Origin of the sequence: Micromonospora carbonacea (assembly GCF_014205165.1) — a bacterium.
Lineage (GTDB): Bacteria > Actinomycetota > Actinomycetes > Mycobacteriales > Micromonosporaceae > Micromonospora > Micromonospora carbonacea.
In genome coordinates this window covers 6375103-6389857 of record NZ_JACHMZ010000001.1, presented here as the reverse complement: position 1 = coordinate 6389857, position 14755 = coordinate 6375103, and the positions used below count along the sequence as shown (strand labels likewise).

At 72.5% G+C, this 14755-nt stretch carries 10 protein-coding genes; 9 read left to right on the top strand and 1 reads right to left on the bottom strand.

The features are described 5' to 3' along the window. Positions 1 to 195: 195 nt before the first annotated feature. The 4 genes from HDA31_RS26575 (at position 196) to HDA31_RS26560 (ending at position 7779) form a co-directional block, all read left to right on the top strand. Positions 196 to 729, top strand: coding sequence for a SigE family RNA polymerase sigma factor (locus tag HDA31_RS26575; protein WP_074475165.1), 534 nt, complete (start codon positions 196 to 198; stop codon positions 727 to 729). After that, entirely contained in the window at positions 716 to 1933 is a 1218-nt protein-coding gene (locus HDA31_RS26570) for a hypothetical protein (protein WP_178063135.1), read from the top strand. The genes HDA31_RS26575 and HDA31_RS26570 overlap by 14 nt, the downstream gene beginning before the upstream one ends. A gap of 365 nt (positions 1934 to 2298) precedes the next feature. Further along, on the top strand, positions 2299 to 3639 hold the full coding sequence (locus HDA31_RS26565; RefSeq protein ID WP_246384314.1) for a poly(ethylene terephthalate) hydrolase family protein: 1341 nt from the start codon (positions 2299 to 2301) through the stop codon (positions 3637 to 3639). Positions 3640 to 4650: 1011 nt separating this feature from the next. Further along, positions 4651 to 7779: an ice-binding family protein gene (locus HDA31_RS26560; RefSeq protein ID WP_178063136.1), complete on the top strand. Its 3129-nt coding sequence runs from the start codon at positions 4651 to 4653 to the stop codon at positions 7777 to 7779. Between the two features lie 300 nt (positions 7780 to 8079). Here the strand turns inward: HDA31_RS26560 and HDA31_RS26555 are convergent, their stop codons facing one another. Further along, positions 8080 to 9309, bottom strand: coding sequence for a COG1361 family protein (locus tag HDA31_RS26555; RefSeq protein ID WP_178063137.1), 1230 nt, complete (start codon positions 9307 to 9309; stop codon positions 8080 to 8082). Positions 9310 to 9574: 265 nt separating this feature from the next. Here HDA31_RS26555 and HDA31_RS26550 point away from each other — a divergent pair, with 265 nt between their 5' ends. From HDA31_RS26550 to HDA31_RS26530, 5 genes are read left to right on the top strand one after another with little or no spacing between them, the layout of a single operon-like run. Then, the gene (locus HDA31_RS26550) at positions 9575 to 11170 is read left to right on the top strand and encodes an ABC transporter substrate-binding protein (RefSeq protein ID WP_178063138.1); all 1596 of its coding nucleotides are present in this window, start codon (positions 9575 to 9577) and stop codon (positions 11168 to 11170) included. Then, positions 11167 to 12171 carry an ABC transporter permease gene (locus HDA31_RS26545; RefSeq protein ID WP_178063139.1) on the top strand — a complete coding sequence of 335 codons (1005 nt, stop codon included), beginning with the start codon at positions 11167 to 11169 and terminating at the stop codon, positions 12169 to 12171. The genes HDA31_RS26550 and HDA31_RS26545 overlap by 4 nt, the downstream gene beginning before the upstream one ends. Beyond that, positions 12164 to 13063, top strand: coding sequence for an ABC transporter permease (locus HDA31_RS26540; protein ID WP_178063140.1), 900 nt, complete (start codon positions 12164 to 12166; stop codon positions 13061 to 13063). The genes HDA31_RS26545 and HDA31_RS26540 overlap by 8 nt, the downstream gene beginning before the upstream one ends. Next, the gene (locus tag HDA31_RS26535) at positions 13060 to 14055 is read left to right on the top strand and encodes an ABC transporter ATP-binding protein (protein WP_219824987.1); all 996 of its coding nucleotides are present in this window, start codon (positions 13060 to 13062) and stop codon (positions 14053 to 14055) included. The genes HDA31_RS26540 and HDA31_RS26535 overlap by 4 nt, the downstream gene beginning before the upstream one ends. Then, positions 14052 to 14747 (top strand): ABC transporter ATP-binding protein, encoded by a 696-nt coding sequence (locus HDA31_RS26530; RefSeq protein ID WP_178063141.1) that lies wholly within the window; start codon positions 14052 to 14054, stop codon positions 14745 to 14747. The genes HDA31_RS26535 and HDA31_RS26530 overlap by 4 nt, the downstream gene beginning before the upstream one ends. Positions 14748 to 14755: the final 8 nt, after the last annotated feature.

The following is a 14755-nucleotide window of genomic DNA, read 5'->3' as shown; positions in this document are numbered from 1 at the left end:
AACGCTCACGCATCGATGGTCGTATGTTTTCAGAAAGTTGCGGATTCATCAAGCGATAGTTTCGATCTTGGGTCGGCGGTGCGCACGCGCGGCGCGGCGCGTGCGCGCAGCGTGATCGATCGACTACTTCTCCCGGCGGTGCAACTCCCCGGGCGGTCGGCTCCGTTCTACCTCCGTCACGAGGAGGCAGGCGACTTGAAAGCCGATGACGAACAGGCGTTCCGCGAGTTCGTGACGTCACAGATGGCGTCGCTGCGCAAGCTGGCGTACATGACCTGCGGCGACTGGCACACGGCGGAGGACGCCGTGGCCAATGCGCTGATCAAGCTCTATCCCCGCTGGCGGAGGCTGGAACGGCCCGATCTCTACGTCAAGACCATGGTCTACCGGGCCGCGATCGACGAGACCCGCCGGCCCTGGCGGCGCGAGCGGTCGGTCGGCGACGCCATGCCGGACGTCGCGCTGCGGGACCCGGCCGCCGCGACCGACGAGCGGATGCGCCTGCGGGCGGCGCTCGACGCCGTGCCGGCCCGGCAGCGGGCCGCGGTCGTGCTCCGGCACTACCTGGGCCTGAGCCTGGAGGACACGGCCGGCGTCCTCGACTGCACGGTCGGCACGGCCAAGAGCCAGGTCTCCCGTGGCCTGGCGAAGCTGCGCGAGGCCCTCGCCAGCGAGCACATCAGTCTCAGCGGGAAGCAGATGGAGGAGTGGACCAGTGCAGTTGCGTGATTTCGTGGACGCCGTGACGGGTGAGGAGCCGCCGATGGTCCGTACCGTCGACGACATCGTCGCGGCCGGGCGGCGGGCGGAGCGGCGACGTCGGGCCGGCTTCGCCTCGGCGGGCGCGGCCGGTCTCGTCGTGGTCGCGGTCGCCGGCGCGTTCCTGCTGCCGGCCTTCGGCGCCGGGCGGGACACCGCCGCCGCGCCGGCCGGCGCGGCGGCGGCCCGGCCGGGCGAGGCGAAGTGGCCCGCCGCCGCGCCGTTCACCTTCACCTTCCAGGGGTACGACGCCGGCACGCTGCACGTGCAGGACCCGATCGTGGCGTCCACCACCTACCAGATCGCCTCCGTCTACTCCGACCTCCACACCTCGAACGACAAGCCCGTCACGGCGGAGGAGGCCGAGGCGCAGGGCGACAGCGTCGAGCAGAAGAAGCGGGCCGCCCGGGGGAAGCCGAGCCTGTGGGCGTACCTGACCGTCTACCGGCCGGGGGCCTTCGACCCCGCCGGGATCAGGAACGGCAGGAAGGTCACCGTGGCCGGGCACCGGGCCGTCGAGGCGACGCTGCCGGTCGGCCTCGACCCGCAGGGCCCGGCGGTCGCGGGCAACAAGCTCTTCGCCTGGGAGTACGCCCACGACGCCTGGGCGGCCGTCACGTCGGTTTCCGGCGACGAGGCCACGCCGAGCTTCCAGGACCTCGGGGGCCTGGTCGAGGGCCTCAGGCCCAGCAAGCCGGAGCCGGCCCCGGTGCCGTTCACGGTGGGCTACGTGCCGGCGGGCTACGTGCCGTTGCAGAGCGGCACGCACGCCATGCCCGGCCTCAGCGGCATCGCCGCGGCCCGCGCCGGTGACTACGGCGGCGCGACGTACACCAGGCCGGCCATGCCCACCACGGGCCTCACCGCGCCGTACGACCAGGCCGAGGGCGCCATCAAGGACGGGTTCCACATCTTCGTCACGCCGAGCACCAGCTCGAACCAGTCGCCGGAGCCCGGCACGACGAAGTGCCACCGCAGCACCGACGGCCCCGCGCGCGGTGGCTTCTGCAACGTCTGGAGCGCCGACGGCACCGTCGTCCTCCAGGTCAGCAGCCAGGGCCTCGGCAACAGGCTGCCGCTGGCCGAGGTGGAGAAGATCGCGCGGGGGATCACGGTCGCCGACGTGACGGACGAGTCGACCTGGACCCCGGCCGCGAAGGCCCTGCGCCCGTAGCGGGTCGGCACCGGGGCTGCGACGGTGCCCGGCACGGCCGATCCCCCGGGGGGTGGGGGTGGGGAGCTGAAGCTGGCCCGAGCGCCACGGCGACAACGGCACTGCGCATCACCGGCAGTGCCGTTGTCGCCGTTTCGGGGTGCGGGACGGCCGTCGGCCGCAGCCGAAACTTTCGGGCCTCTCGTTCGAAACTACCGGTTGAAACGTCCGGGGTTGTCTGTCAGCCTTGGTAACCATCGATCGATGTGAACGTTGACCTGGCCCCGTCCCGGCCGGACCCACCACACCCACCCCACCACCAGGAGGTACCGACAGTGCGAGGACACGCGCACCCCCCGCCCCCGGGGAACACCAGGTCAGACCGGGTGCCCCCCGGCTTCCGGGGCCGGCTGGCCAAGCTGGCCGCGGCCGGGATCGCCGCCGCCGTCGGGCTGTTCACCATCGCGGTGGCGACCGGCTCGGCGTCGGCCGCCGACAACCCGTACCAGCGGGGCCCGGACCCCACCCGGGCCAGCGTCGCGTCCGAGAACGGCCCCTTCGCCAACACGTCGGTCGCCGTCCCGACCGGCTACGGCTTCAACGGCGGCCGCATCTACTACCCGACCGACACCAGCCAGGGCACCTTCGGGGCCATCGCGATCTCGCCCGGTTACACCGCGCTGTTCTCGGTCGAGCTGGCCTGGATGGGGCCGTGGCTGGCCTCGCACGGCTTCGTCGTCATCGGCATCGAGACCAACAGCCGCAACGACTTCGACACGGCCCGGGGCACCCAGCTCCTCGCCGCGCTGGACTACCTGACCCAGCAGAGCCCGGTACGCGACCGCGTCGACGCCAGCCGGCTGGCCGTCGCCGGTCACTCCATGGGCGGCGGCGGGGCGCTGAGCGCGGCCATGCGGCGCTCGTCGCTGAAGGCGGCGGTCGGCATCGCGCCGTACTCGCCGTCGTCGAACCTGGCCACCGACCGGGTGCCCACGATGGTCTTCTCCGGGCAGGCGGACACGGTGGTCACCCCGTCCTACGCCACCGGCCTCTACAACAGCCTCCCGACCACGACGGAGAGCGCCTACCTGGAGGTCGCGGGCGCCGACCACGGGTTCATGGTCGGCCGGTCGAACCCGGTGCTGATCCGGACCATGCTGCCGTTCCTCAAGATCTTCATCGACAACGACGCCCGGTACAGCCAGTTCCTCTGCCCGCTGCTGGACTCCAGCGGCGTGGTCACCTACCGCAGCACGTGCCCGCTGCTGCCCACCCCGCCGACCAGCCCGACGGCGACGCCCACCACCACCCCGACCACGCCCCCGCCCACCAGCCCGCCCGGTGCCGCCAGCCAGATCGTCGGCGCGCAGTCGGGCCGGTGCGTCGACGTGCCCAACGCCTCCCGTGCCAACGGCACCCGGGTGCAGCTCTACGACTGCAACCGGCAGTCCAACCAGTCGTGGACGTACACCTCGACCAAGCAACTGCGGGTGTACGGCGACATGTGCCTGGACGCGGCGGGTTCGGGCAACGGCGCGGCGGTCCAGATCTACGGCTGCCACAGCCAGACCAACCAGCAGTGGAACGTCAACTCGAACGGCACCATCAGCAGCGTGCAGTCCGGGCGCTGCCTGGACGTCTGGAGCACGGCCAACGGGGCGCAGATCCAGCTCTACGACTGCCACGGGCAGACCAACCAGCGGTTCAGCCTGACGCCCCTCGCGTGACGATCGTCGTCGACGGGCCCGGGGCGGGCCGGGAGTCCGTTGCAGCCCGACCCGGCCGCACCGCCTGACGCCGTAGTGATCGCCGACCGGCCCCGCTCGTCCGCCGAGCGGGGCCGGTCCCGGTCCCGGTGATCGCCTGCTGCGCAGCACGCCGCTGCCGTTCCTCACCCGGCTCGGTCCTGGGCTGGCGAGGGACCGCGCCTGTGGCGCGCTCATCGACCAGGCTGGCGTCAGAAGCCGGGTCCCGTCCACCCGGCAACCGGTCGACAGCCAGCACCACCGCGCCTCCGCGCGGGACCGGTCGTCGTGACACTCACTGGGACATCGTGCAGCACGAGGCACTGGCCGAGGGATCTGCGGTTCGACCTGGTGGTGATCGCGCCGGTGGCCGCGTACGCCGTGGCGACTCGATGCGCCGGCTACTCGCGCTTGACCCATTGGGTATGCGTGCCCGCATCGGGTCGCCGAGGGCTAGCATCAGGACGCCGCCTGTTACAGGTCGTTGCCCCAGCCCCCCGGCATCAGTTGATTCATGCCGAGGTGAGGCTATGGCCCAGGTGTCCGGCGCGGATTTTGTCATCACCGTACTGACTGCCCCTCGATGCCCCACCGCGTTGGTCTGCCTGGCAGGTGAGATGGACATGGAGGCTGGCCCGGCTTTGTCGGTGATGGGGCGCTCAGGGACCTGACTGAAGGCGGCCCGGTTCCGGGGAGCCGATGCCGTGCTCGGCGCAGAACCGCCGGACGAGCGGGCGGGCGCGTCGCAGGTCGGGGCACTCGCCTCGCGGGACGGCGTCCGTCCCGATTATCCCCTTTTAGTGCACTTCGGCATATTGTCATGCTTTTGTGTGGATACACTCCGGCCCGAGGCTGAGGTGCTCACCGCGAGCGCCGGTACAACTTTCGCATTCTGAATCGTGCCCGCTGGCGGGCTCGTGATTGGTGGGGGCATCCGTGTCGAGATCCGCTTGGCTCGCGTACCGCGTGCGTCGTCGGTCTACCGCGATGTTGATGGCGGGGGCGGTCGCCGCTACGACGATCCTTGTCGGTGTCGTGGGGACACCGGCCTGGGCCCAGTCCCCGGTGCCGTTGGGGGTTGCCGAGACCTACGGGGTGTTGGCCGGTCAGGCGGTCACCGACGTTCCGCCCCCCGTCGGTCCTTCGGTCATCAACGGGGACTTGGGTGTCTGGCCGGGTACGTCGGTTACCGGGGCCCCGGTGGTGAACGGTGCCACGCACGTCGGTGACACAGAGGCGATGCAGGCCCAGGCCGATCTGACCACCGCATACAACTTCGCGGCGGCCGAGCCCACGACCAGCACGGTCGGCGAGCTCGGCGGCCAAACCCTGGTCGCAGGGGTGTACACGTCACCCGCCACCATGTCTCTGACCGGCACCGTCACGCTGGACGGGCAGAACGATCCCAACTCGGTGTTCATCTTCCAGGCGGGATCCGATCTGATCACCGCGGTCGACAGCCGGGTCAGCCTGGTCAACGGGGCCCAGGCGTGCAACGTGTTCTGGCAGGTCAGTAGCTCGGCGACCCTGAACACCCGGACCGTCTTCGTCGGAAGCATCCTGGCGCTGCAATCGGCGACCCTGGGTGAGGGAGCCACCGTCGCTGGACGGGTGTTGGCCCGCAACGGCGCCGTCACGTTGATCCACAACACGATCACGCGACCGTTCTGCGTCGCGTCCATTGCGCCACCGACCATCTCGAAGGCTTTCGGAAATGCGACGATCCCGGCGGACGGGACGACGTCGCTGAGCTTCACCCTCACCAACCCCAACGTGGGTACGGCGTTGACTGGCGTCACCTTCACCGACGCGTTGCCTGCGGGGCTGGTGGTGGCCACTCCGAATGGTCTGACTGGTTCGTGTGGTGGTGGGACGGTCGCTGCGGGGGCTGGTGGTGGCAGCATCAGCTTGTCTGGTGCGACGTTGCCGGCTGGTGGGAGTTGCACGTTCTCGGTGAACGTGACCGGCACGACCAGTGGTACGAAGGTCAACACGACAAGTCCGGTGGACTCGAACGAGAGCGGCCCGGGCGCCGTCGCGTCGGCGAGCGTCACGGTCGGCGCGGCGGTCGTCGCGCCGCCGACGATCGCCAAGGCTTTCGATGACGCGACCATTCCGGCTGGCGGGACGACGTCGCTGGGTTTCACTCTCACCAACCCGAACGTGGATACGCCGTTGACCGGGGTCGGCTTCACCGACGCGTTGCCTGCGGGGCTGGTGGTGGCCACTCCGAATGGTCTGACTGGTTCGTGTGGTGGTGGGACGATTGCTGCGGGGGCTGGTGGTGGCAGCATCAGCTTGTCTGGTGCGACGTTGCCGGCTGGTGGGAGTTGCACGTTCTCGGTGAACGTGACCGGCACGACCAGTGGTACGAAGGTCAACACGACAAGTCCGGTGGACTCGAACGAGAGCGGCCCGGGCGCCGTCGCGTCGGCGAGCGTCACCGTTGCCGTCGCCACGCCACCCACGATCGCCAAAGCCTTCGGGGCCACGACCATCGCCGCGGACGGGACGACGTCGCTGAGCTTCACCCTCAGCAACCCCAACCCGAGCACGCCGTTGACCGGGGTCGGCTTCACCGACGCGTTGCCTGCGGGGCTGGTGGTGGCCACTCCGAATGGTCTGACTGGTTCGTGTGGTGGTGGGACGATCGCTGCGGGGGCTGGTGGTGGCAGCATCAGCTTGTCTGGTGCGACGTTGCCGGCTGGTGGGAGTTGCACGTTCTCGGTGAACGTGACCGGCACGACCAGTGGTACGAAGGTCAACACGACAAGTCCGGTGGACTCGAACGAGAGCGGCCCGGGTGCGCCCGCCGCGGCGAGCATCACCGTCAGGGTTGCGGGAGCGCCGACGATCGCCAAGGCTTTCGAGGACGCGACCATTCCGCTCAACGGAACGACGAGGCTGGAGTTCAGCCTGACCAACCCCAACGCGAACACGACGCTGACCGGTGTCAGCTTCGTCGACAACCTTCCTGCGGGGCTGGTGGTCGCCACTCCCAATGGCGCGCAAACCGACTGCGCCTCCGGCACGATCGCCGCGACTGCCGGGAGCAGCAGCATCAGCCTATTCGGCGCCACCCTGCCGGCCAACGCGAGCTGCACCGTGTCAGTCAACGTCACCGGCACAACCACCGGAACGAAGGTCAACACCACCGCTGCGGTCACCTCGGTCCAGAGTGGTCCGGGCTTGCCTGCCTCGGCAAGTGTCACGGTCGGCGCGGCGGTCGTCGCGCCGCCGACGATCTCGAAGGCTTTCGAAGACGCCACCATTCCGATTGGCGGGACGACCTCATTGGTCTTCACGCTCAGCAACCCCAACGCGCGCACCTCGTTGACCGGGGTCGGTTTCACCGACGCGCTGCCTGCGGGGCTGGTGGTAGCTACTCCCCGCGGTGTGAGTGGATCGTGCGGTAGTGGCACGGTCGCCGCGACCGCCGGTGGCAGCAGCATCCGGCTGACCGGTGCGACGTTGCCGGCTGGCGGGAGTTGCACGTTCTCGGTGAACGTCACCGGCACGACCAGCGGAACGAAGGTGAACACGAGCGGTCCGGTGGACTCGAACGAGAGCGGCCCAGGTGCTACCGCCTCGGCAAGCATCACGGTCGGCGCTGTCGCGGCACCGACGATCGCCAAGACCTTCCAGGATGACATCATCCCCCTCAACGGGACGACGTCACTGAGCTTCACCCTCCGCAACCCCAACCCGGCCATGTCGCTGACCGGAGTCGGTTTCGTCGACAACCTTCCTGCGGGGCTGGTGGTCGCCACGCCCAACGCCGCGCAGACCAACTGCGCCTCCGCAACGGTCACCGCGACTTCCGGCGGTAGCAGCATCAGCTTGGCCGGAGCGACCCTGCCGGCCAACGGGAGTTGCACGGTGTCGGTGAACGTCACCGGCAAGACCGAGGGGAAGAAGGTCAATACGACGGCAGCCACCTCGATCGAGAGCGGCCCAGGCGCTCCTGCCTCGGCAAGCATCACGGTCCGTAAGAGCATTCTGCCCGTCACCGGAAGCCGGATCTCCAGCTACGCCGCGATCGCACTGACCATGCTCGGCCTGGGTGGAGCGCTCATCGTGATGAGTCACCGGCTGGCCCGGCGTCGGCGTCGAACCGCCTAGTGCCTCGTCCTGAACGTTGATCAGGTAATCCGTCAGGTTTTGAGTACCGATGGCCGAGCTGCGCAGGGCGATCGTGGGCGAATGTCCGCCCGGGGAGCCGGACCACATGGAGCGGGGCCGCACCGAGACGGATCGATGACGCAGACCCCCATCGGGTCTGCGTCATCGCCCGGTGCGGCCCCGTTTCCCCGGCTGTCGGCTCCGCCTCAAGCGGTTGAGGTGGCATTGACGTCGGCCAGCCGTTCTTCCGCCGATTGCTGGCCGAGCCCCGTGACTACCTGATCCAGTCGGGCTCAGGCTTCAGGCTGCTGGCCTCTCGTCCTCGGGGGTCACCAGGATCATCCGGCGCCGCCGGGCAGCGAGGAACAACACGCCTCCGACCGCCAGTGCCGCGACGCCGATGCCGCCGATCAGCCCGGCCTGCGGCCCGGTGACCGGCAACCCACCGTCGCCGCCTCCTTCGCCGCCGTCGCCGTCACCGCTCTTCGCGGCCAGCACCACGGCGAACCCGTCCTCGTTGTCGCTGTCGTCCGTGTCGGCCACCCGCACGGCGACGGCGTTCGCGGGCAGCTCGGCCCGAGCAGCCTTGGAGCGGTCGTCCGTCGAGCGCTCGGCGAGGCCCTCCACTTGCACGGTCCCGCCCTGCAGCGTCGCCGGGGCGGCGGCGGACGCCGCAGTCGTCACCAGGTTGAACAGCTCGACCGCCGAGTGGACCGCGTCGTTCGGGTCGGTGTCCTCGGCGGCCGGGACGAGGGTGAGGCTGTCGTAGGTGCAGACCGCCGACCGCCCGGCGTCGGAGAGCACACACTGGGCCGGCGGCCTGGTGAAGGTCGCGCCCTTGGGCAGGCGCAGCGTGACGCGTACCCCGACGACCGTCCGCCGGCCCTGGTTGGCGACGGTGTGCCACACCGCGCCCGTCTCACCCGGGCGCAGCGTCCCGGTGGGCTCGGGCGTGCCGTCGGCCCCGGTCCGCACCGACTGCTTCACGTCCCCGGCGACCACCGAGAGGTCGGCACTGGGCTGGTCGACCAGCTCCAGCGGGAACCACCGGGTGTTGTCGGCCGGATTCGCGTCCTCGCCCGGCCCGCTGGTGACCGAAACCTCGAACCTGCCCGCGTAGGGCTCCGTGGCCCCGGCGGCGGTGGCGTCGATGGGCACGTCGACGGTCTCGCCCGGCCCCGGGATCAGCTCCGGCGACAACTGGCAGTAGAACCCGCCGAAGTCGCCGTCGCACTCGCCCACGCCCCCTCCCGAGTGCCAGATCAGGGTGACCGGCAGGGGGTCGGGGCCCTCCTGCGGCTGGCGGACCCTGACGACGACGTCGCCCGGGGTCTCGTCACCCAGGTTGCTGATCTTCAGATGGGCGACCTTCCGCTCGACCCCCAGCGGGATCGTCGTCCCGGAGGCGTCGACCGCGAGGTCCGGCCCCCGCCCGGCCGCCTCGGCGGGAGCGGCGGGGACGGCCACCCCGGCGAGGAGGAGCAGCGCGGCGGCGACGGTTCGCGGCGGCCGCCGACGACCAAAGCTCATGACAGGACCCTTCGGGACGCGCGGGCAGTGGGGCTGAGAACACTATCGGCGATCGCTTCACTTTCGTCGATCGGCCGTCGCGCCCGTTCGGGCCGTACGCGAGTCGTGCCGTCTCGCGTGACGCCCCAATGAGGTTATTGCCAAGAGTTGGCAACTGCGCGATAGTGGCATCAGTGGGCGGGTGCTCCGGCGACGCGATGATCGGAACCATCGCCGGAGGCCCGCCCGGTTCGTGCGACGACGAGGATCCGAGGAGCTGCCCCGCATGGTCAGGCCCCTGCCCGCGCGCGTGACGGCGACGGCCGTCGCCGCCCTGCTCGCCGTCGCCGGTTGCTCGTCGGGGGCGACATCGTCCGGCGGGACGGGCGACGCCGGCACGCTGGTGGTGGCCACCGCCGGTGAGCCGGACACCCTCAACCCGGTGCTGAACTACGGCGTCGACGGCGCGTCGCTGATCTTCGACGGGCTGGTCGCCCGGGACGCCGGCAACCGGCTGGTGCCGGCCCTGGCCCGCGAGCTGCCGACCGTGTCGGCGGACGGCAGGACCGTGACGGCCAGGCTGCGCGAGGGCGTGCTGTTCCACGACGGCACCCCGCTCACCGCCGAGGACGTCGTCTTCACCTATCGGACGGTGCTGGACCCGAAGGTCGACTCCACCCTCCGCTCGGACCTGGACATGCTCGCCTCCGTGGCCGCACCCGACCCGGCCACCGTGGTGTTCACCCTGAAACACCCGTACGCGCCGTTCCTGCAACGACTGGCGCTGGGCGTCGTGCCGGCGAAGGCGTTCGTCGGGCAGGACGTCAACAAGGCGGGGTTCAACCGCAAGCCGGTCGGCACCGGCCCGTACCGGGTGACGTCGTGGACGCCGGGGGACCGGCTCGTCCTGGCCGCCAACGACAAGCACTGGGGCGGCAGGCCGAAGAACCCGGGTGTCGTGGTGGCGTTCGTCGCCGACGACAACGTGCGCGCCCAGCGGATGCGGGCCGGGGAGTTCGACGCGGCCGAGCTGCCGCCCAGGCTCGCCACCGGCTTCGACGGGCAGGGCGGCTACCGGGTGCACCGGGTCCCGACCGCCGACTACCGGGGCGTGATGCTGCCCATGGGCGGTCCGGTCACCGGCGACCTGGCGATCCGGCGGGCCCTGAACGCGGCGGTGGACCGGCAGGCCATGGTGACCGGCGTGCTCGGCGGCGCGGGGGAGCCGGCGTTCGGGCCGGTGCCGCCCTCCTCGGAGTTCGCCGCGCCGTCGACCGCCGGCAGGCCCGCCGCCGACCCGGCCACCGCGACCGCCACCCTGGACGCCGCCGGCTGGCGGCCCGGCCCGGACGGCATCCGGGTCAGGGACGGCCGGCAGGCCGCGTTCACGCTGATGTACCCGGCCACCGACAGCCTGCGCAAGGAGTTCGCCCTCGCCGTCACCGCCGACGCGAAGAAGGTCGGCGTCAAGGTCACCCCGGAGGGGCTGACCTGGGACGCGATCACCCCACGGATGGGGACCGACGCGCTGGTCATGGGCTACGGCACCCCGTACGACCCGGATTTCGTCTCCTACAAGCTGTTCGGCTCGGCCTTCGCCGGGCAGGGCTTCTTCAACCCCGGCTCCTACCGGTCCGCCGTCGCCGACCGCGCGTTGCAGCAGGGCCGCGACAGCGCCGACCCGGCCGTCCGCAGGGCCGCCTACGCCACCTTCCAGCAGCAGCTCGCCGCCGACGTGCCGTGGGTGTTCCTCACCTACCTCCAGCACACCTACGTCGTGAAGGACACCGTGACGGGCGTGACGCCGCGGGTGGAGCCGCACGAGCACGACGTCGCCAACAGCCTCTGGTGGAACGTGCACGCCTGGACGAAGCAGCCGTGACCGCGGCGACGGCCGGGCGTCGGCGGCTGGCCGGGGCCGGGGCGGTGGTCCGGCGGCGGCTGCTGGTGGCCGTGCCCGTGCTGGCCGCGACCAGCATGGGCATGTTCGCCCTCGGCGCGGCCTCCCCGATCGACCCCGCCCAGCAGTACGCGGGCGCGGCGGCGTTCACCACCAGCGAGGAGAACCTTGCCCAGCTCCGCGCGAACTGGGGCGTCGACGACCCGCTGCCGGTGCAGTACGCCCGCTGGATCGGCAACCTGCTGCGCGGCGACCTGGGCTGGTCCACGAGCCGCCACGAGCCGGTCACCTCCGTGCTGGCCGCCCGCGCCGGCTGGACCCTGCTGCTCGTCGGCGCCGCCCTCGCCCTGGTCCTGGTGGCCAGCGTGCTGCTGGGCACCCTCGCCGCGTACCGGCGCGGCGGCTGGTTCGACCGGGCGCTGCGCGCCGCCGCGTACGCCGTGCAGTCGATGCCGGTGTTCTGGATCGGCCTCGCGGCGATCGCCGTGTTCGCCCTCGCCCTCGGCTGGCTGCCCGCCGGCGGGCTCACCGACATCACCGCCACCGGCACCGACCCCGCCGACGTGGCCCGGCACCTCGTGCTGCCCGTGACGGTGCTGGCGGTCTCCCAGGCCCCGTGGTTCGTGCTGTTCGTCCGCGACGCCGTCGCCGAGAGCCTGCGCGACGATCACGTGCTGGCCGCCCGCGCCCGTGGCCTGCCGGGCCGCACCGTCCTGTTCGGCCACGCGCTGCGCACCGCGCTGCTGCCGTTCCTCACCCTGGTCGGCACGCACCTGCCCGAGCTCGTCGGCGGCGCGGTCCTGGTGGAGACGGTGTTCTCCCTGCCCGGCCTCGGCGCGGTCACCGTCGCGGCCGCGCTGGGCGCGGACTTCCCGTTGCTGGCGGCCACCACCCTGGCCACCACCGTCGTGGTGCTGGCCGCGAACCTCGCCACCGACCTCGCCTACGCCGCCGCCGACCCCCGGGTACGCCTCGATGACTGACCTCGCCCCGCCGCCGGTCGCCACCCCGACCCGCACCCGCCCGGCCCGCCGCCCGCCGGCCCGGTCCCGCCGTGGCCGCCTCGGCGCGGGGGCGGCCGTCGGCGTCCTCGCCGCCGCGGTGGCCGCGTGCCTGCTCGCGCCGCTGCTGTGGCCACTCGACCAGAGTGCGGTGGACCTCGCCCGTACCCGCCTCGCGCCCTCGCCCGACCACCTGGCCGGCACCGACGACCTCGGCCGCGACGTGGCGCTGCGCAGCCTCTACGGCCTGCGGGTGTCGCTGCTGGTCGGCGCGGTCGCCGCCCTGGTGGCCACCGTCGTCGGCGGCCTCGTCGGCGCGGTCGCCGGCACCCTCGGCGGCCGGGTCGACCGGGCCCTCATGCGCGTCGTCGACACCGTCGCCGCCCTGCCGCACCTGCTGCTGGGCATCTTCGTCGTCGCGATGCTGCGCCCCAGCCTCGGCGCCGTCGTCGCCTCGATCGGGCTGACGCACTGGCTGTCCACGGCCCGCATCGTCCGTTCCGAGCTGCTCAGCCTGCGCACCCGCCCGTTCGTCGACGCCGCCATCTCCGGCGGGGCCTCCCGCGCCCGGGTGCTCACCCGGCACCTGCTGCCGCACGTCCTGCCGCGGCTGGCCCTGGCCACCACCCTGATGGTGCCGCACGCCGTCTGGCACGAGACCGCCCTGTCCTTCCTCGGCCTCGGGCTGCCCCCGCACCTCGCCTCCATCGGCAACATGATCAACGACGGGCAGCGGTCCCTGCTCACCGGCGCCTGGTGGGCCAGCATCGTCCCCGGCCTCCTCCTCGTGGCGGTCACCCTCGCCCTCGCCGTGCTCACCGGCCGCTGGCGCGACCGCCTCGACCCCCGCGTCCGGGCGGAGCTGCACCTGTGACCGCCGCCGTCCGCACCGACACCCGCCGCGCGGCGGCCCTGCTGGGCGTCGACGGGCTCACCGTCCGCTTCCGCCTCCCGGGCGGCACCGTGCACGCCGTCACCGACCTGAGCCTCACCCTGCGCCCGGGCGAGCTGCTGGCCGTCGTCGGTGAGTCCGGCTGCGGAAAGTCCGTCCTCGCCCATGCCCTGCTCGGCCTGCTGCCGCGCAACGCCACCGTCACCGGCCGCGCCCACCTGCACCCGCCGGGCGGCCGTCCCGTCGACCTGGTCGACGCCGGTGAACGACACCTCGCCCGCCACGTGCGCGGCCGCGTCGTCGGCCTCGTCCCGCAGAGCCCCGCCACCGCGCTCACCCCGGTGCGCAGCGGCCGGCGGCTGCTGGAGGAGACGCTGCGCGCCCACGGGCATGCCCGCCGCGCCGCCCCCGCCGCCGCCGACCGGATCGCCGCCGCCGTCGGACTCGACCCCGGCGACCTGGACCGCTACCCCCACGAGCTGTCCGGCGGCACGGCCCAGCGGCTGGCCACCGCCCTGGCCCTCGCGCCCGACCCGCCGCTGCTGCTCGCCGACGAACCCACCACCGGCCTCGACCGGCCCCTGGTCGACCACACCCTCGACCTGCTGCGCCGCCGCTGCGACAGCGGCGCGGCCGTCCTGCTCATCACCCACGACCTTGCCGCCGCCCGCCGCGTCGCCGACACCGTCGCCGTCATGTACGCCAGCCGCATCGTCGAACACCGCCCCACCGCCGCCCTGTTCGACGCCCCCGCCCACCCCTACACCGCCGGGCTGCTCGACGCCCTGCCGGACCGGGCCTTCACGCCCGTGCCCGGTCATCCGCCCATGCTCACCGACCTGCCCGACGGCTGCGCCTTCGCCCCACGCTGCCCCCACGCCGGCGACGCCTGCCGCACGCCACCCCGCCTCGTGCCCGACGGCCCGGGGCGGGTCGCCTGCCACCACCGGCTCACCCCCGGAGCACCCGGATGACCGCGACGACCGACGACACCACGCACGGGGCCGCAGCCGGCGGGCTCGCCGCGCACCGGGTCACCGTCCGCTACGGCCGGCAGCGCGTCCTCGACCGGGTCGACCTGCACGTCGCCCCCGGCGAGACGGTCGGACTGCGCGGGCCCTCCGGCAGCGGCAAGTCCACCCTCGCCCGCGTCCTCGCCCTCCTGCACGCCCCCGACAGCGGGCACGTCGCCATCGGCGGGCGGCCCGTCGCCGGCGTCCGGCACCGGGTGCCCGCCGCCCTGCGGACCCGCGTCGCGATCCTGTTCCAGAGCCCCCGCGCCGCCACCGACCCCCGGCTGAGCCTCGCCGACCTCGTCGCCGAACCGCTCCGCGCCACCGGCGTCCCCCGCGACCAGGCGGCCGCCCGTACCGCCGAGCTGGCCGACCTGGTCGGCCTCACCCCCGATCTGCTCGCCCGCCGCCCCCACGCGGTCAGCGACGGGCAACTGCAACGCGCCTGCCTCGCGCGCGCCCTCGTGCACCGGCCCGACTACCTGCTCTGCGACGAGGCCACCGCCATGCTCGACGCCTCCACCCAGGCCCACGTCGCCGCCGTCGTCGGCGACTACCAGCGCCGCACCGGCGCGGGGGTCCTGCTCATCACCCACGACCCGGCCCTGCTGCGCCGCTGGGCGACGCGGGCGGTGGACCTCCCGACGCCGTGACCGGAGCT